Raw genomic sequence first — 18,065 nt, forward strand, 5'->3', positions numbered from 1 at the left:
CGAGCATGCTCGCTCCTACAGTGTCTCTTTAGCGTTGGGTGGGCTTTGTGGACAGCCATTTATCCAATGGCAATTTGGTGATGGCGAAGCCGCCGAGCAGGGTGGCGCAGTACAGCAGCAAGTCCCGGGACAGGCTCTGGCCTTCATACCAGGCGCCGATGATCACCGCGAACACCGGAAAGATGATGAAGACAAAGGACAGGATGACCGGGCTCAGGCGTTTGAGCAGGAAGAAGTAGACGATGAACCCACCCACCGAAGCCGCCAGCCCCAGGTACAGCAGGGCGCCCCAGGAGCGTGGCGTGATGGCGGCAAAATCCGGGTGCTCGATCCAGAGTCCTGCCAGGCACAGCAGCAGGCCGGCGATGCCGATGGGCAGGGTGTTGTAGGTGATGACGCTGATGGCGCTGCCATGTTTCTTGGTGACCACGTAACACAAGGCATGCAGCAGCGCCGCGCCGAGTATGGCCAGTACGCCGCTGAGTCCTTGGTGATCGAGGTGCAGGCCCTGGCCGCGGATGATCTGATACAGGCTGGCAAAGCCGATGGCGATGCCGAGCATTTGCGCCAGATGGATCTTTTCCCGCAGTAGAAGGGCGGAAAAAATCAGGATGAATACCGGCATGCAACTGAACAGCAATGCAGTGAGGCCGGAAGACACGTGCAACTCGCCGTAGTTGAGCAGGGTGTAGGGCAGGCTGAAGTAGCACAGGGTCACAAACAGCAGAAAGCCGCGGCTGCCCTTGGGAAACATCAAGGGTTCGCGCCGCAGCCAGGCAAAACAGGCGAACAGCGGGAAGGCGATCAGAAAGCGCAGTCCGGCAGCGGTCAAGGGGGGAGTGCTTTCTACGGCCATCTTGATCCCCAGCCAGGTGGTACCCCAGCTCAGGCAGACAATCAGGAACAGGCTGCAGGTCACCAGAACGGCGAGCCAGTGGCGCGATGGCGCCTGAGTAATGGGTGCTGCCGTGGTTGTGCTCACACTGACATTCCTTTCGTGATCGGCAATTGACCCCTATATTTAGCGAGTCATTTCCGGTGATTGAACCTGTAAAGCACGTTATTGGGGTAAGTGATGGCTGTCAAAGTAAGTATTGACATGGTGTCAATGTTGCGTTCCGCGTTGCGAGATGGCTCGGGGCCCAAGTACAAGCGTCTGGCAGAGGCGCTGGAGCAAGGCATTGATCAAGGGCTGTTGGCGCCCGGCAGCAAACTGTCCCCCCATCGGCTGCTGGCCGACCAACTGGGCGTGACCATCGGCACCATCAGCCGTGCCTATGCTGAACTGGAGCGCCTGGGGCAGGTGGTGGCGCGGGTCGGCGATGGCACTTATGTGCGCCAGGACGGCTTGCAGCGTCAGCGCGACTCGGGATTCCGCACTGCCGGTGACGAATCGCCCACGCTGTTCGACATGAGTCGCAATACCCATATTCCCGGACCGGAGAGTCGTTTTATCGCCCAGAGCCTGCGGGCACTGGCGGAAGATCCCCACGGGCTGCTGGAGGTGGCTCGCTACAGTCCCGAGGCCGGGTTGCCCCGCTATCGTGAGGCCGGGGCGCGCTGGCTGACCCAGGAGGGGTTGCAGGTCGATCCCCGTCAGGTCATTTGTGTCAACGGGGCCCAGCACGGCCTGCATATCGCCCTGCTGGCGCTGCTCAAGGCCGGGGATACCCTGGCCACCGAGCACCTGACCTATCCTGGCCTGATCAGTACCGCGCGGATGTTGGGGATCAAGTTGCTGGGTTTGCCCATGGATGAGCAGGGGCTGCTGCCCGAGGCGTTGGAGGAAGCTTGCCGACATCACCGACTGGCAGCTCTGTATTGCACGCCGACCTTGCAGAACCCCAGCACTGCGGTGCAATCCCCGGCGCGACGGGGGGCCATTGCCGAGGTCTGTCGGCGGCATAATCTGTTGATTCTTGAAGACGAAACCCATGCCGTGCTGATGGATCGGCGCCCAGCGCCGTTGGCGCATTTTGCCCCGGAGCGCACGGTGCTGATCAGCAGCCTGAGCAAGGCCGTGGCGGCTGGGTTGCGGGTCGGCTTCGTGCATGGGCCGCAGCCTTTGGTGGGACGATTGGCCGCAGCATTGCGCGCGACCTGCTGGATGGCCACTCCGTTAGCCCTGGAGCTTGCTGCCGGGTGGATCGACGACGGCATTGCCGAGCGCCTGCGTCAGCAGCAAATGGCCGAGATCACTCGTCGCAAGGAGCTGGTGGCGGGTTTGCTGCAAGGGTTGGAGTGGCGCAGTCCGCAGGCGTGTCCGCATTTCTGGGTCCGGGTCCCCGAGCCTTGGCGGGCCTCGGAGATCGAAGTGCATCTGAAGCAGCAGCACTATCTGGTGGCCACGGCCGAGGCCTTTGCCGTAGGCCAGGCGGCGGTGCCGCAGTTCATTCGTGCCAGTGTCTGCAATACCACTGCCGATGATCGGAAACTGACCGAGGGCTTTGCTGCGCTGGCGACGGCGCTGAGTCAGGAACCCGGATTGCCGGGGTGGTGAGGCGCTGAAGGAGCAAGGGGAGGTGGCAAGGACGGGTCCTTGCCACCTCGGATCGGCTGAAGTGGCGTCGATGCTTACTTGAAGCGCCGTTCCACACCTTTTTCCACGAGGATCTTGGCCGAAATCTCTTCCACCGAGAAATGCGTGGAGTTGATGTGGGGAATGTTTTCGCGGCGGAACAGGTTTTCCACTTCTCGCACTTCGAACTCGCACTGGGCATAGCTGGAGTAGCGACTGTTGGGTTTGCGCTCGTTGCGGATCGCGGTGAGGCGGTCCGGGTCGATGGTCAGGCCAAACAGCTTGTGTTTATGGGCGCGCAGGGCGTTGGGCAGTTGCAGGCGCTCCATGTCTTCTTCGGTCAGCGGGTAGTTGGCCGCACGGATGCCGAATTGCATGGCCATGTACAGGCAGGTCGGGGTCTTGCCACAGCGGGACACGCCCACCAGGATCAGGTCGGCCTTGTCGTAGTAGTGGGTGCGGGCGCCGTCGTCGTTGTCCAGGGCGAAGTTCACCGCCTCGATCCGTTCCATGTAGTTGGAGTTGTGCCCAATGGAATGGGACTTGCCGACGGAGTAGGAAGAATGCTCGCTGAGCTCCTGTTCCAGGGGCGCGAGGAAGGTCGAGAAGATGTCGATCATGAAACCATTGGAGGTCGCGAGAATCTCACGAATGTCCTGATTGACGATGGTGTCGAAGATAATCGGTCGATAGCCGTCTTTTTCGGCGGCTATATTGATTTGTTGTACCATGGCCCGCGCTTTTTCCATGCTGTCGATATACGGCCGCGTGAATTTGCTGAAGGTAACGTTTTCGAACTGCGCCAACAGGCTCTGGCCGAGGGTTTCCGCTGTGATGCCGGTACCGTCGGAGATAAAGAAAGCAGATCGTTTCATTTGCGGCTTGGGCCTTAAGCTAGTGACGATTCTTGGATATGATAGGCGCGATTTGTCGGCCGGGAATGGCCCGCATTCTCACTTATTTTCCAGGTCCAGGCCATATAGCGGGCAAACGCTCCAAAGAGCAGCCGGCTTCTGAGCTTTTCCAACACAGTTAGTGGAGAGATCACCTTGGTAGAGTACGTAGTTTCCCTCGATAAGCTCGGCAAACACGATGTTGAGCATGTGGGGGGCAAGAACGCATCCCTGGGCGAGATGATCAGCAACCTCGCAGGTGCGGGCGTATCGGTCCCTGGTGGCTTCGCCACGACAGCTCAGGCTTACCGTGATTTTCTTGAGTTGAGTGGTCTGAACGACCAGATCCATGCGGCGCTCGATGCGCTGGATGTCGATGACGTGAATGCCCTGGCCAAGACCGGTGCGCAGATCCGTCAATGGATCATGGACGCCGAATTCCCCGAGCGCCTCAACACCGAGATCCGTACTGCCTTTGCTGCACTGTCGGCGGGCAATCCCGAAGTGGCCGTGGCTGTGCGCTCTTCGGCCACTGCCGAAGACTTGCCGGATGCGTCCTTCGCCGGCCAGCAGGAAACCTTCCTCAACATCCGTGGCGTGGAGAACGTGATTCGCGCTGCCAAGGAAGTGTTTGCCTCCCTGTTCAACGATCGCGCCATTTCCTACCGTGTACACCAGGGTTTCGACCACAAGCTGGTGGCCTTGTCTGCCGGTGTGCAGCGCATGGTCCGTTCGGAAACCGGCACTGCCGGCGTGATGTTCACCCTCGACACCGAGTCGGGCTTCCGTGATGTGGTGTTCATCACCGGCGCCTACGGCCTGGGTGAAACCGTGGTTCAGGGTGCGGTCAACCCGGACGAGTTCTACGTCCACAAGAACACCCTTGAAGCCGGTCGTCCGGCCATTCTGCGCCGCAACCTGGGCAGCAAGGCGATCAAGATGATCTACGGCGATGAAGCCAAGGCCGGCCGTTCGGTGAAAACCGTGGACGTGGACGCGGCCGATCGCGCACGTTTCTGCCTGACCGACGCGGAAGTCAGCGAGCTGGCCAAGCAGGCGATGATCATCGAGAAGCACTATCAGTGCCCGATGGACATCGAATGGGCCAAGGACGGCGACGACGGCAAGCTGTACATCGTCCAGGCACGTCCGGAAACCGTGAAGAGCCGCACCCAGGCCAATGTCATGGAGCGCTACCTGCTCAAGGAAACCGGCACCGTACTGGTGGAAGGCCGTGCCATCGGTCAGCGCATCGGCGCCGGCAAGGTGCGGATCATCAAGGACGTTTCCGAGATGGACAAGGTTCAGCCGGGTGACGTGCTGGTCTCCGACATGACCGACCCGGACTGGGAACCGGTGATGAAGCGCGCCAGCGCCATTGTCACCAACCGTGGCGGCCGTACCTGTCACGCCGCGATCATCGCTCGCGAGCTGGGTATTCCTGCAGTGGTCGGTTGTGGCAACGCCACCGAGCTGCTGAAGGATGGTCAGGGTGTGACCGTTTCCTGCGCCGAGGGTGACACCGGTTTCATCTTCGAAGGCGAACTGGGCTTCGACATCAAGAAGAACTCCGTGGATGCCATGCCGGAGCTGCCGTTCAAGATCATGATGAACGTCGGTAACCCGGATCGTGCCTTCGACTTCGCCCAGCTGCCCAATGCCGGCGTGGGCCTGGCCCGCCTGGAGTTCATCATCAATCGCATGATCGGCGTGCACCCCAAGGCGCTGCTGAACTACGCCGGGCTGCCGCAAGAGATCAAGGACAGCGTCGACAAGCGCATCGCCGGTTACCACGATCCGGTGGACTTCTATGTCGACAAGCTGGTCGAGGGCATCAGCACCCTGGCGGCAGCGTTCACGCCGAAGAAGGTCATCGTGCGTCTGTCGGACTTCAAGTCCAACGAATACGCGAACCTGATCGGCGGCAAGCTCTACGAGCCGGAAGAAGAAAACCCGATGCTGGGCTTCCGCGGTGCTTCGCGTTACATCAGCGAATCCTTCCGTGACTGCTTCGAGCTCGAATGCCGCGCGCTGAAACGCGTGCGCAACGAGATGGGCCTGACCAACGTCGAAATCATGGTGCCGTTCGTGCGTACCCTGGGCGAAGCCAGCCAAGTGGTGGATCTGCTGGCTGAAAACGGCCTCAAACGCGGCGAAAACGGTCTGCGCGTGATCATGATGTGCGAACTGCCATCCAACGCCATCCTGGCGGATGAGTTCCTCGAGTACTTCGATGGTTTCTCCATCGGTTCCAACGACCTGACTCAGCTGACCCTGGGCCTGGACCGTGACTCGGGGATCATTGCTCACCTGTTCGACGAGCGTAATCCTGCGGTCAAGAAGCTGCTGGCCAATGCTATTGCCGCCTGTAACAAGGCCGGCAAGTACATCGGCATCTGCGGCCAGGGGCCTTCGGATCACCCGGACCTGGCCAAGTGGCTGATGGAGCAGGGCATTGAAAGCGTTTCGTTGAACCCGGATTCGGTGCTGGAAACCTGGTTCTTCCTGGCTGAAGGCCAGGGCGCGGCGTAATCGGTGAACGAAGAGCCGGTCGCTCGTGAGACTGGCCGGCTCTTGAAGATTCAAGCAGGGCGTGCTTCTTCTGGATGCCGCCCTTTTTTGTGCAAGAAGAATATGCAAAGCAGCAGCAACCTATTTCCCGTCGCCTTGATCAGTGCCGAGCGTCGAGGCGACCTCAGCGAAGATGTCTATCGCTTGAAACCCGGCAACAGTCCGGACAGCTCCGTGGAGCTGGCGGTGACCCGTCTGGGGCTGGCCGATGAGCCCGAAGCCCGGGGTGTGCCTGTGGTCCTGCTTCACGGCAGTTTTTCCAACCGGCGTTTCTGGTATTCGCCCAAGGGCATTGGCCTCGGGGCCTATCTGGCCCGAGCGGGCTTTGATGTGTGGATTCCCGAGATGCGCGGCCACGGTCTGTCGCGACGCAACGCCGATTACCGCAAGAATCGGGTGGCCGACTACGCCCGTTACGACCTGCCGGCGATTGCTGCCTTCGTTCGTGAGCAAAGTGCGCAAATACCCCACTGGATTGGCCATTCCCTGGGCGGTACCACCCTGGCGGCGGCTTTGGGCGGGCAGTATCTGGGGGATGCGGGGGTGGCTTCGGCGGCGTTTTTCGGCACACAGGTCAGTCGCACCTACTGGCCGCTGAAGATTCCTATGGTGGAGTGGGGTGGGCGCCTGGTGATCAAGCGCTTTGCTCAACTCTCCGGTTCCCGACTCAAGCGCGGTCCGGAAGACGAGCCTATTGGCCTGGCGTTGGAAAGCATGCGCTGGCATGGCCTGTTCGGTCGTTTTGGTGATGCCGAGAAGGATTGGTGGGCGGGGCTCGCGGAGGTTTCAGTGCCGGCGCTGGCGGTCAGTGCAACTGGGGATCATCAGGACCCGACCTGGGCCTGTCGCAAGTTGTTCGATCAGTTGGCCAGCGAGCAGAAACAATTTGTCTGCCTGGGCCGTGAGCTAGGGTTCAGTAGCAATTTCGGTCATGTCGAGATGTTGGTGAGCAAACCGGCGCAGACTGAGGTCTGGCCGTTAGTGGAGCGCTGGCTCAGGGATCAGCAGACGCCGTTGCTGGTTTCCGCGTCCGAGCAGGTGGCTGTGGTCTGACGCGAAGGCTCTGACAAGGGCATTTCGCTCGATAGCGCTTGCGGCTAAGATATGACGAATTGTGCTGTTTTGGTCACATTCAGTTATTGAGTCGACTTTCCGTTCCAGTGGTGCGGCTGCAAAATACGCGACAGGCCGGTCAGCGCCTCAGGCACTGCGGGTTAAACATCTGCCGCCTGAGCTCGTATTTTCAAGGCAGCCCCTGGAATTTGCCGATACCTTCGATCGTGTTCTTTCTGCTACAGGAGTTTCTCGATGAACCATTACCTCACTCCCGACCTATGCGACGCTTACCCGGACCTGGTCCAGGTGGTTGAGCCCATGTTCAGCAACTTTGGTGGTCGCGATTCCTTTGGCGGGGAAATCGTCACCATCAAGTGCTTCGAAGACAACTCGCTGGTCAAGGAGCAAGTGGAACTCAAGGGTCACGGCAAGGTGCTGGTGGTCGATGGCGGTGGTTCCCTGCGTCGCGCGCTGCTAGGCGACCTGCTGGCCGAGAAGGCGGCGAAGAATGGCTGGGAAGGTCTGGTGATCTACGGTTGTATCCGTGATGTGGATGTCATCGCACAGACTGACCTCGGTGTTCAGGCCCTGGCCAGTCACCCGATGAAGACCGACAAGCGTGGCATTGGTGATCTCAATGTAGCGGTGACCTTCGCCGGTGTGACTTTCCGTCCGGGCCAGTATGTCTACGCCGATAACAACGGCGTGATCGTATCGCCGAGCCCGCTGAAAATGCCTGAATAAGCAATTGGCCTGACAAGGGATGAGGATGTTCGAGGAAGAAAACGCGCAATGGGGGCTGGTGCATGCCCTGGTACTGGATGGTGAAGGCGGTGCGCGTTCGATTGCCCGGACTGAGCTTGACGCTCTGCAGCTGCAGGCCCATGAAAGCCTGTGGCTGCATTGGGATCGCAGTCATCCGCAAACCCAGACCTGGTTACGCCGCTCCAGTGGCTTGAGCGAATTCAGCTGTGATCTGCTGCTGGAGGAAAATACCCGGCCGCGCTTGCTGGCCTTGCCGGAGTCGGAACTGCTGCTGTTTCTGCGGGGCATCAATCTCAATCCGGGTGCCGAGCCTGAAGACATGGTCTCGGTGCGCATCTTTGCGTCTGCACAGCGGGTCATTTCCCTGCGTTTGCGGCCTTTGCGGGCCACCGATGAGCTGTTGTTGCAGCTGGCCGAGGGCAAGGGGCCGAAAACCGCCGCCGAACTCCTCCTCTATATGGCCGAGTACCTGACCCATAAAGTGCAGGATCTGGTCAGCGACCTGTCTGAAGTGGTCGATGCTGAAGAGGAAAAGCTAGATGCCGACGAACGGTATACCCCTGAGCATGGAAGCATTTTGCAGATCCGTCGCCGGGCTGCCGGGTTGAAGCGTTTTCTGGCGCCGCAGCGGGATATTTTCTCCCAACTGAGTCGAATAAAACTGCCCTGGTTCGCCGTCGATGATGGTGACTATTGGAACGAACTGCACAACAGCCTGACCCGTTACCTGGAAGAGCTGGAATTGACTCGAGAGCGCGTGGGGCTTGCGCTGGAGGCCGAAGACCGACGCTTGAGCGTACGCATGAATCGCACCATGTATCGCTTCGGAATCATCACCGGGATCTTCCTGCCCATGAGTTTTCTCACCGGTCTTCTGGGGATCAACGTTGGCGGCATTCCGTTCTCCGCCAGCCCTTACGGATTCATCATCGCCTGCCTGCTGCTGGTGTCGGTGGCCCTGGGACAATGGTGGTTGTTTCGCCGTTTGCGCTGGGTGTGATGATGCGTCATGTGACCCGAATAAATCTGATCGCGTCTTTTCCAGACATCACCAGAGGTGCGTATGCACGATCCGTTTGAACAGTCTTTGCGTGACATGCTCAAAGCTTCGCCATCGAGCCGCGATGACGATGCCTGCCTGGGCCGCGTACTGAAAACCGCCAACCGTCAGGTTGGGGCGGGGGATCTGTTCAGCCTGCTGGGCCGTTGGCTGCCGGCGCTGATGATCGCCTTGAATAACGGATCGGCCCATATCGCGCCGGTTTCCCGTCGTAAATCTTCTGCTCGCACTGCTGATAAGGCTGATTGAATATGGAACTTGATCTCTGGACGCAGAGCCTCGTCACGGCGATGACTGCCTTGTGGACCAAGGTGGCGAACTTCATTCCGAACCTGTTCGGCGCGCTGGTGGTGCTGTTGCTGGGCTTCGTGGTGGCCAAGCTGCTGGATACCCTGCTGTCGAAATTGCTGGCCAAGCTGGGCCTGGATCGCCTGATGGGCGGTACCGGTTTGACCAAATTGCTGTCCCGCGCAGGCTTGCAAGTACCGATCTCAACCTTGATCGGCAAGATCGTCTATTGGTTTGTTCTGCTTATTTTTCTGGTTTCTGCTGCTGAATCCCTTGGACTTGAGCGAGTTTCGGCTACGCTCGACATGCTTGCGCTGTATTTGCCGAAGGTTTTTGGTGCTGCGCTGGTGCTGTTGGTGGGGGTTCTGCTGGCGCAATTGGCCAACGGCCTGGTGCGCGGAGCGGCGGAAGGTGTAGGCCTCGATTATGCCAGTGGCCTGGGACGGATTGCCCAGGGGCTTGTCATCATCATCAGTATTTCCGTTGCGATCAGTCAGTTGGAGGTCAAAACCGACCTGCTCAACCATGTGATCGTGATCGTGTTGATTACCGTTGGTCTGGCCGTTGCGCTGGCCATGGGTTTGGGAAGCCGGGAAATTGCCGGACAGATTCTTGCGGGAATCTATGTGCGTGAGTTGTATCAGGTTGGGCAACAAGTACGTGTTGGTGAGGTCGAAGGCCAGATCGAAGAGATCGGCACGGTTAAAACTACATTGCTGACCGAGGAGGGTGAGCTAGTCTCTCTGTCCAATCGGATCCTGCTGGAGCAGCATGTAAGTAGCCGCTAACCCGGCAAACCCTGCTAATGTATGCCGCCGCAAAATGCCCCACCGGGCAGCGGCGGACATTGACCTGACTGTCGGCACGACTCGTTTTGAATAAAACCCAATCGCTATCCACGCGCTATGACCCCCGTGAGCTCTCTGATGAGGAGTTGGTTGCGCGCTCACATACGGAGCTGTTTCACGTAACACGCGCCTATGAAGAGTTGATGCGGCGCTATCAGAGGACCCTATTTAATGTTTGTGCACGTTATCTAGGGAACGATCGGGATGCGGATGATGTCTGTCAGGAAGTGATGTTGAAGGTGCTGTATGGCCTTAAGAACTTTGAGGGTAAATCGAAGTTCAAGACATGGCTATATAGCATCACGTACAACGAATGCATCACGCAGTATCGCAAGGAGCGGCGCAAGCGTCGGTTGATGGACGCTTTAAGTCTTGACCCCCTCGAGGAGGCCTCTGAAGAGAAGGCGCCGAAACCTGAGGAGAAGGGCGGACTTGACCGCTGGTTGGTGCATGTGAACCCGATTGATCGGGAGATTCTGGTGCTACGATTTGTCGCAGAGCTGGAGTTTCAGGAGATCGCGGACATCATGCATATGGGGTTGAGTGCTACAAAGATGCGTTACAAACGTGCTCTTGATAAATTGCGTGAGAAATTTGCAGGCATTGCTGAAACTTAGTTCGGCGCAAATATCTCTTACGTCTAGGTGAGTTCTGATAGACTTACCGCCGAGTTGTCCCCCGGTATGTGGGACTGCTTTACAATCACCAGATGGGGATTTAACGGATGAAACTGAAAAACACCTTGGGCATTGCCATTGGTTCTATTGTTGCCGTGACTTCGTTCGGCGTTCTGGCGCAAGGCCAAGGCGCGGTCGAGGGTGAACTGTTTTACAAAAAACAGTACAACGACAGCGTTAATCACGTTGAAGACGGCTTCAACCCAGGCGCATCGATCGGTTACTTCCTGACCGACGATCTGTCGTTGAACGCCACCTACGACAAGACCAACCACACCCGTTCTAACGACGGTACTGGTAACCAGAAAATCAAAGGCGACAACTTCGGCCTGAACGCTCAGTACCACTTTGGTACCGTGGGTGACGCTCTGCGTCCATACGTTTCCGGCGGTGTTGCTCACAAGAGCATGACCAACGTGATCGCTGACGGTCACAGCGGCCGCGACCAGTCGACTTTCCTGACTGCAGGCGCTGGTGTTAAGTACTACTTCACCGACAACCTGTTCGCCCGTGCCGGCGTTGAAGCTGACTACAAGCTGGACAACGGCAAGTGGGACTACGCTCCTACTATCGGTCTGGGTGTGAACTTCGGTGGCAGCGGCGGCAAAGTTGCTCCAGCTCCAGTAGCTCCAGCTCCGGCTCCTGAGCCAGCTCCAGAAGCTCCAGTTGCTGAAGTTGTTCGTGTTGAGCTGGACGTGAAGTTCGACTTCGACAAGTCGGTCGTTAAGCCTAACAGCTACGCTGACATCAAAAACCTGGCTGATTTCATGAATCAGTACCCACAGACCACCACCGTTGTTGAAGGTCACACTGACTCCGTCGGTCCTGACGCTTACAACCAGAAGCTGTCTGAGCGTCGTGCAAACGCCGTTAAACAAGTTCTGGTCAACCAGTACGGCGTTGGCGCTAACCGCGTTCAATCCGTTGGTTACGGTGAGTCCCGCCCAGTTGCCGACAACGCAACTGAAGCTGGTCGCGCAGTTAACCGTCGCGTAGAAGCCTCGGTTGAAGCTCAAGCTAAGTAATTAGCCTTGTAGCTTGGAAAAACCCGGCCTAGGCCGGGTTTTTCTTTGTCTGCGATTTACCTGGCCCAGAGGTGCGACTCAGGCTTGTCGCGCGCAGGCTTGGATGGCGGACTCAGTGGCCGCCACTGCACCGATCACCAGGATCGCCGGGCTCTTCAACTCGAAGCGCAGGGCATCGCGCTCCATTCCCGTCAGATCGCTGCGGCATTCCCGCTGTTCAGGCAGCGAGGCATTTTCAATCATCGCCACCGGCGTATCGGCTGCCAGACCACCGTCACGCAGGTGTTTGGCAATCTCCGCCAGCTTCGCCACCCCCATGTAGATCACCAGGGTCGTACCGCTTTGAGCCAGAGCCTGCCAGTTCAGGCTGCTGTCATCCTGAGTGTGGGCGGTCACCAGGGTCACGCCCCGAGCCACACCACGCAGGGTCAGGGGAATATCACAACGGGTTGCACCCGCCAGTCCGGCAGTGATGCCGTTGACCAACTCCACCTCGATTCCACGTTCCTTCAGCCACTGGGCTTCCTCGCCACCACGCCCGAAAATGCATGGATCACCACCCTTGAGGCGCACCACGCAGCGCCCTTGACGGGCATAGCGCAGCATCAGGCGATGAATGAAGGCCTGGGGCGTGGAGCGACAGCCACCGCGCTTGCCCACCGGGATGACCCGCGCCGTAGGGCAATGCTCCAGCACCGCGCTGTTCACCAGATCGTCGATCAACACCACATCGGCTTCGCCGAGGGCGCGTACGGCCTTGAGGGTCAACAGCTCGGGGTCTCCAGGCCCTGCTCCTACCAGCCAGACTTTTGCGCTCATACGTTTTCCTCACACAGGGACGGCGACAGGTTGCACCGGAGCCGCCAGCAGGCGCTTGATCTCCGGCACGCAGGAGCCACATTGGCTACCGCAACCCAGTTGTTGTTTCAGTTGGTCGAGGTTCAGGCCTTCAGCGATACCGGCACGAACCGCCCGGTAGCTGACGTTCTTGCAGTTGCACAGGGTGCGCTCCCGTTCCCCGCCCAGGCCACTGGCCCCCGGCGGACTGCTCATCGGCGCCAGCAACCAGCGTCGTAGTTGCTCATCGGCGCGCCCTTCGAGCCACAGTTCTTGCAGCCAGTGCTGGGCCAGGGTTTCCCCGGCCAGGCGAATCGCGGTGATCCGCCCTTGTTCGATGCGCACCCGTTTGCCGATGGCCCGACGCGGATCGTCATAGGCCAGCACCGGCCCGGTTTCCAGCCCCAACTGCTGATCGATGAGCTTGAGCAACGCCGGCTGCGGCGCCGCCTGGTGAGCGGCCCGAATCACCAGGGCCGGACGTTCGCGACCGGTCAGGCTGAGGCTGACATAGGCAAAGGCTTCGCACAGGGGGCGCAGCGCCCTGAAGTGCGCCTGCACGTCGCCCTCGATCAGGGCAAACAATTGCCAAGGCAACTGCACCGGCTCCAGGCGCACACCGCTGTGTTTGAGTTCCGGCTGTTTGGACAGAGGATCGAAGGCCGGCTGGGTGACGGCATTGACCCCGCCCTTGAGGAAGCGATCGCCCCAGTGCATCGGCAGAAAGGCCTGGCCGGGGCGCACGCTGTCATCACTGCTGACGGCGACGATCACGCTGCCACGGCGGCTTTTCAGGTTGACCAGATCACCCTCCCGTAGCCGCTGGCGCCGCAGTTCGTCCGGATGCAGGCTCAGCAGCGCTTCGCTGACATGGCCGAACAGCTGCGCCGCGGTACCGGTGCGGCTCATGCCGTGCCATTGGTCTCGCAGCCGACCGGTGATCAGGGTCAGGGGAAAGCGTGCATCCCGTTGTTCCTTGGCGGCCAGGTAAGGATCACTGACAAAGTGCGCACGGCCAGTGGCGGTGGGAAAACGCCCATCCCCATACAAGCGCGGCGTGCCCTGTGTCGCGCCGCTGGGGAAGGGCCATTGCTGCGGGCCGAGACGGTCGATCAACTCGTGACTGAGGCCGGACAGGTCCAGATCGCGGCCCCGGGTCAGGCCTTTGTACTCATCGAATAGCTGGACGGGGGAATCGAAGCCAAACAGGCTCGGCTGCCCGGGACGCAGGCGTTGCTCCAGGCGCTGAGCGAAATCCACGGTAATGGCCCAATCAGGTCGTGCCTCGCCGGGCGCGATCACGGCCTGGCGCACATGAGAAACCCGCCGTTCCGAGTTGGTCACCGTGCCTTCCTTTTCGCCCCAACTGGCGGCAGGTAACAGCAGGTCGGCGAAGGCCGCGGTTTCCGTGGTGGCGAAGGCTTCTTGAAGGACCACGAAAGGGCAGTGCTGCAGTGCTGCGCGCACAGCGTTCTGGTCCGGCAGGGACTGCGCCGGGTTGGTACAGGTGATCCACAAGGCCTTGATGCGACCGTTTTGCAGCTGTTCAAACAACTCGATAGCGGTCAGTCCGGGGCTGGCGGGCAACTGTTCCACCCCCCAATAAGCGGCGACCTCAGCGCGATGTTGAGGGTCGGCGGCTTCCCGGTGCCCGGGGAGCAGGTTGCTCAGGCTGCCGGTTTCGCGCCCGCCCATGGCATTGGGCTGACCGGTGAGGGAGAAGGGGCCCGCACCCACTCGGCCGATTTGCCCGGTGGCCAGGTGCAGATTGATCAGCGCACTGTTTTTTGCGCTGCCGGCGCTGGACTGATTCAAGCCCATGCACCACAGCGACAGGAAACTGGGCGCCGTGCCTATCCATTGGGCGCACTGCTGCAGTTGCTCGAGGCTGATACCACAGAGTTGCGCCACCATCGCCGGGGTGTAGTCGCGGACCAGGGTTTTCAGCTCGGCCAGGCCCTCGGTGTGTTCACGGATGAAATCCCGATCGACCCAGTCCTCCCACAGCAACAGGTGGAGAATCCCGTGGAACAGTGCGACATCGGTGCCGGGGAGTATCGCCAGGTGCAGGTCGGCCAGATCGCAGGTATCGGTACGGCGCGGGTCGATGACGATGACTTTCATGTCCGGACGCTGGCTTTTCGCCTGTTCCAGGCGTCGAAACAGCACCGGATGGGCATAGGCCATGTTGCTGCCGACGATCACCACGCAATCGCTCTGCTCCAGGTCCTCATAACTGCAAGGTGGCGCATCGGCCCCCAGGCTGCGTTTGTAGCCCACCACCGCCGAGGACATGCACAGTCGGGAGTTGCTGTCGATATTGTTGGTGCCTACCAGGGCCCGGGCCAGTTTGTTGAAGGCGTAGTAGTCCTCGGTCAGCAATTGCCCGGAGACATAGAAGGCCACGCTGTCCGGGCCGTGTTCGGTGATGGTCTGGGCGAACACCCCGGCGGCATGCTCCAGGGCGCTGTCCCAGTCGCAGCGGCTGCGAGCCAGATCCTTGCCCAGGCGCAGTTCCGGGTGCAGGGCGCGGGCGTCGCGATCGCCGGTCAAATGCAGGCTGGCACCCTTGCTGCACAGCTTGCCGAAGTTGGCCGGGTGCGCCGGATCGCCGCTAACCCCGAGGATCTGCCGGCCGTCATGCTCGATCAGCACACCGCAGCCGACCCCGCAGTAGCAACAGGTCGAGGCCGTGCTCTGGGGCTTCATCAGCCAGCATCCCGCAGGGCCAACTGCACCCGGCCACTTTCCACCCGCGCCGGATGGTGATGGGCGCAGCCGGTGTCCGGGGCCTGGGCTTCGCCGGATTCCAGGTCGATCTGCCAGTTGTGCAGTGGGCAGGCCACGCGCTTGCCGTAGATCAATCCCTGGGACAGGGGGCCGCCCTTGTGCGGGCAGCGATCGTCGAGAGCGAAGACTTGATCATCGCTGGTACGAAAAATCGCGATATCGCCTTTGGGGCCCTTGATGATGCGCGAGCCCAGGGCATTGATCTCTTCCAGGGCGCAGATATCCAGCCAGTTCATGCCGGCACCTCCAGTTGTTTTACGGGGATCGACTCGTACTCTTTTTTCAGCTGCGGCTCGGCCAGACGCTGTTGCCATGGGTCCTGCTCGAAGGACAGGGAGAACTGCAAGCGTTCGTTCAGCGCCTTGCGCCGTTCGGGGTCTTCCAGCACGGCCTTTTTCACGTGCTCCATGCCGACCCGTTGCAGGTAGTGCACGGTGCGTTCGAGGTAGAAGGCTTCTTCGCGGTACAGCTGGAGGAAGGCGCCGTTGTACTCGCGCACCTCTTCGGCGGTCTTGAGCTTGACGAAAAACTCCGCCACCTCGGTCTTGATCCCGCCGTTGCCGCCTATGTACATCTCCCAGCCGGAATCGACGCCGATGATGCCCACGTCCTTGATCCCGGCTTCCGAGCAGTTGCGCGGGCAACCGGAGACCGCCAGCTTGACCTTGTGCGGTGACCACATGTTGAACAGGTCGTGTTCCAGCTCGATCCCCAGCTGGGTGGAGTTCTGCGTCCCGAAGCGGCAGAACTCGCTGCCGACGCAGGTCTTCACGGTGCGGATGGATTTGCCGTAGGCGTGGCCAGACGGCATGTCCAGGTCTTTCCAGACTCCGGGCAAGTCTTCCTTGCGGATGCCCAGCAGGTCGATGCGCTGGCCGCCGGTGACCTTGACCATGGGCACCTGGTACTTGTCGGCGACATCGGCGATGCGTCGCAGCTCGGACGGATTGGTCACGCCCCCCCACATCCTGGGGACCACCGAATAGGTGCCGTCTTTCTGGATGTTGGCGTGGGCCCGCTCGTTGATCAGCCGCGATTGCGGATCGTCCCGGGCTTCCCCCGGCCAGGTGGAGATCAGGTAGTAGTTCAGCGCCGGACGGCAAGTGGCACAACCGTTGGGGGTGCGCCAGTTGAGGTAGCTCATGGTGCCGGCGATGGTCAGCAGATGCTGGTCGCGAATTGCCTGGCGGATCTGCCCGTGGTTCAGGTCGCTGCAGGCGCAGATGGCTTTTTCGCTTTTCGGCTTGACGTCCGCCGCGCCGCCCACGGTGTTGATCAGTATCTGCTCCACCAGCCCGGCACAGGAGCCGCAGGAACTGGCGGCCTTGGTGTGCTTCTTGACCTCGTCGACGCTGAACAGCCCCTGTTCCTGAATGGCCTTGACGATGGTGCCCTTGCACACCCCATTGCAACCGCAGACCTCGGCGGTGTCGGCCATGCTCATGGCCTTGTCCTGGCCCTGATGGCCGACGTCGCCCAACGCGTTCTCACCGAACATCAGGTGGTCGCGGATCTCGCCGATGGCCTGCTGCTCGCGGATTTGCCGGAAGTACCAGCCGCCATCCGCGGTGTCGCCATACAGGCAGGCGCCGACCAGCACGTCGTCCTTGATCACCAGCTTTTTGTAGACCCCGCCAATGGGGTCGGCGAGGGTGATGGTTTCGGTGCCGTCGCCACCCATGAAATCCCCGGCGGAAAACAGATCGATGCCAGTGACCTTCAACTTGGTGGAAGTCACCGAGCCCTGGTAGCGGGCGAAACCCAGTTGGGCCAGGTGGTTGGCGCAGACCTTGGCCTGTTCGAACAACGGCGCCACCAGCCCGTAGGCGATACCGCGGTGGCTGGCGCACTCGCCGATGGCGTAGATGCGCGGGTCAAAGGTTTGCAGGGTGTCGTTGACCAGTATTCCGCGGTTGCAGGGCAGGCCGGCCCGTTCCGCCAGCTCGGTGTTGGGGCGGATGCCGGCGGCCATCACCACCAGATCGGCGGGGATGATCTCGCCATTCTTGAACTGCACCGACCCGACCCGACCATTGCCGGCATCGATCAGGGCCTGGGTCTGTTCGCACAGGCGGAACTTCAGGCCGCGGTTTTCCAGGGCGCTTTGCAGCAACTGGCCGCTGGTCTGGTCCAGTTGTCGTTCCAGCAGCCATTCGCCGATATGCACCACGGTCACGTCCATGCCGCGCAGCTTGAGGCCGTTGGCGGCTTCCAGGCCCAGCAGGCCGCCGCCGATCACCACCGCATGCTTGTGAGTCCTGGCCGTGTCGATCATCGCCTGGGTGTCGGCAATGTCGCGATAGCCGATTACCCCCTGCAGGTCCTTACCGGGAATCGGCAGGATAAAGGGCGTGGAGCCGGTGGCGATCAGCAGACGGTCATACTCGGCTTCGCTGCCGTCCTCGGCGATTACCCGGCGCTTGATCCGGTCGATCTCTACCACCTTGCGGTTGAGCAGCAGCTTGATGTTGTGGTCCAGGTACCAGTCCAGGTCGTTGAGGACGATGTCCTCGAAAGTCTGTTCACCGGCCAGCACTGGCGATAGCAAGATGCGGTTGTAGTTGGTGTGGGGTTCGGCGCCGAAGACCGTGATGTCGTACAGCTCATCGCTCAGCTTGAGCAGCTCTTCCAGGGTACGTACCCCGGCCATGCCGTTGCCGATCATCACCAGTTTGAGTCTTTTCATGGGCTTCTCCGGAGCTCAGGCAGGGTCAGTGAGGCCTGGCTCGACAAAATG

The 18,065-nt window shown here is 60.4% G+C and carries 15 protein-coding genes; 9 read left to right on the forward strand and 6 right to left on the reverse strand.

All coding sequences use genetic code 11. The features are described 5' to 3' along the window. Nucleotides 1-28: 28 nt before the first annotated feature. Nucleotides 29-982: a DMT family transporter gene (locus P7C00_RS10120; RefSeq protein WP_404938818.1), complete on the reverse strand. Its 954-nt coding sequence runs from the start codon at nt 980-982 to the stop codon at nt 29-31. Nucleotides 983-1,075: 93 nt separating this feature from the next. Between P7C00_RS10120 and P7C00_RS10125 the strand changes: the two genes are divergently transcribed. Then, a complete protein-coding gene (locus P7C00_RS10125) occupies nt 1,076-2,500 on the forward strand; it encodes a PLP-dependent aminotransferase family protein (RefSeq protein WP_404938820.1) in 1,425 nt (474 codons plus the stop codon). A gap of 74 nt (nt 2,501-2,574) precedes the next feature. On the opposite strand, the gene P7C00_RS10130 is transcribed toward P7C00_RS10125, so the two are convergent. Continuing rightward, a complete protein-coding gene (locus P7C00_RS10130; protein WP_102863851.1) occupies nt 2,575-3,393 on the reverse strand; it encodes a pyruvate, water dikinase regulatory protein in 819 nt (272 codons plus the stop codon). 174 nt (nt 3,394-3,567) lie between these two features. Between P7C00_RS10130 and ppsA the strand changes: the two genes are divergently transcribed. The 8 genes from ppsA (at nt 3,568) to P7C00_RS10170 (ending at nt 11,701) form a co-directional block, all read left to right on the forward strand. After that, entirely contained in the window at nt 3,568-5,943 is a 2,376-nt protein-coding gene (gene ppsA / locus P7C00_RS10135) for a phosphoenolpyruvate synthase (RefSeq protein ID WP_346631846.1), read from the forward strand. Nucleotides 5,944-6,045: 102 nt separating this feature from the next. After that, nucleotides 6,046-7,035, forward strand: coding sequence for an alpha/beta fold hydrolase (locus P7C00_RS10140; RefSeq protein WP_346631845.1), 990 nt, complete (start codon nt 6,046-6,048; stop codon nt 7,033-7,035). A 255-nt stretch (nt 7,036-7,290) separates the two neighbouring features. Further along, nucleotides 7,291-7,782 (forward strand): ribonuclease E activity regulator RraA, encoded by a 492-nt coding sequence (rraA, locus tag P7C00_RS10145; RefSeq protein WP_102863848.1) that lies wholly within the window; start codon nt 7,291-7,293, stop codon nt 7,780-7,782. A 25-nt stretch (nt 7,783-7,807) separates the two neighbouring features. Then, nucleotides 7,808-8,803 carry a zinc transporter ZntB gene (locus P7C00_RS10150; RefSeq protein WP_346631844.1) on the forward strand — a complete coding sequence of 332 codons (996 nt, stop codon included), beginning with the start codon at nt 7,808-7,810 and terminating at the stop codon, nt 8,801-8,803. A 63-nt stretch (nt 8,804-8,866) separates the two neighbouring features. After that, nucleotides 8,867-9,112 (forward strand): hypothetical protein, encoded by a 246-nt coding sequence (locus P7C00_RS10155; RefSeq protein WP_011060193.1) that lies wholly within the window; start codon nt 8,867-8,869, stop codon nt 9,110-9,112. Between the two features lie 2 nt (nt 9,113-9,114). Next, on the forward strand, nt 9,115-9,939 hold the full coding sequence (locus P7C00_RS10160; RefSeq protein WP_016964357.1) for a mechanosensitive ion channel family protein: 825 nt from the start codon (nt 9,115-9,117) through the stop codon (nt 9,937-9,939). Between the two features lie 86 nt (nt 9,940-10,025). Next, the gene (gene sigX / locus P7C00_RS10165; protein ID WP_011060195.1) at nt 10,026-10,616 is read left to right on the forward strand and encodes an RNA polymerase sigma factor SigX; all 591 of its coding nucleotides are present in this window, start codon (nt 10,026-10,028) and stop codon (nt 10,614-10,616) included. 107 nt (nt 10,617-10,723) lie between these two features. Further along, the gene (locus P7C00_RS10170; RefSeq protein WP_025128772.1) at nt 10,724-11,701 is read left to right on the forward strand and encodes an OmpA family protein; all 978 of its coding nucleotides are present in this window, start codon (nt 10,724-10,726) and stop codon (nt 11,699-11,701) included. A 78-nt stretch (nt 11,702-11,779) separates the two neighbouring features. Here the strand turns inward: P7C00_RS10170 and cobA are convergent, their stop codons facing one another. The 4 genes from cobA to nirB are packed head-to-tail and all read right to left on the reverse strand — an operon-like array spanning nt 11,780 to nt 18,014. After that, a complete protein-coding gene (gene cobA, locus P7C00_RS10175) occupies nt 11,780-12,520 on the reverse strand; it encodes a uroporphyrinogen-III C-methyltransferase (RefSeq protein WP_346631843.1) in 741 nt (246 codons plus the stop codon). Between the two features lie 9 nt (nt 12,521-12,529). Further along, nucleotides 12,530-15,247 (reverse strand): molybdopterin-dependent oxidoreductase, encoded by a 2,718-nt coding sequence (locus tag P7C00_RS10180; protein ID WP_404938822.1) that lies wholly within the window; start codon nt 15,245-15,247, stop codon nt 12,530-12,532. Beyond that, nucleotides 15,247-15,564, reverse strand: a complete 318-nt coding sequence (gene nirD, locus P7C00_RS10185; RefSeq protein WP_123725797.1) for a nitrite reductase small subunit NirD — start codon at nt 15,562-15,564, stop codon at nt 15,247-15,249. Before nirD ends, P7C00_RS10180 begins: the two co-directional genes overlap by 1 nt. Beyond that, nucleotides 15,561-18,014: a nitrite reductase large subunit NirB gene (gene nirB, locus P7C00_RS10190; RefSeq protein WP_346631841.1), complete on the reverse strand. Its 2,454-nt coding sequence runs from the start codon at nt 18,012-18,014 to the stop codon at nt 15,561-15,563. Before nirB ends, nirD begins: the two co-directional genes overlap by 4 nt. Nucleotides 18,015-18,065: the final 51 nt, after the last annotated feature.

This window comes from Pseudomonas sp. JDS08PS003, assembly GCF_045013505.1.
Lineage (GTDB): Bacteria > Pseudomonadota > Gammaproteobacteria > Pseudomonadales > Pseudomonadaceae > Aquipseudomonas > Aquipseudomonas protegens_B.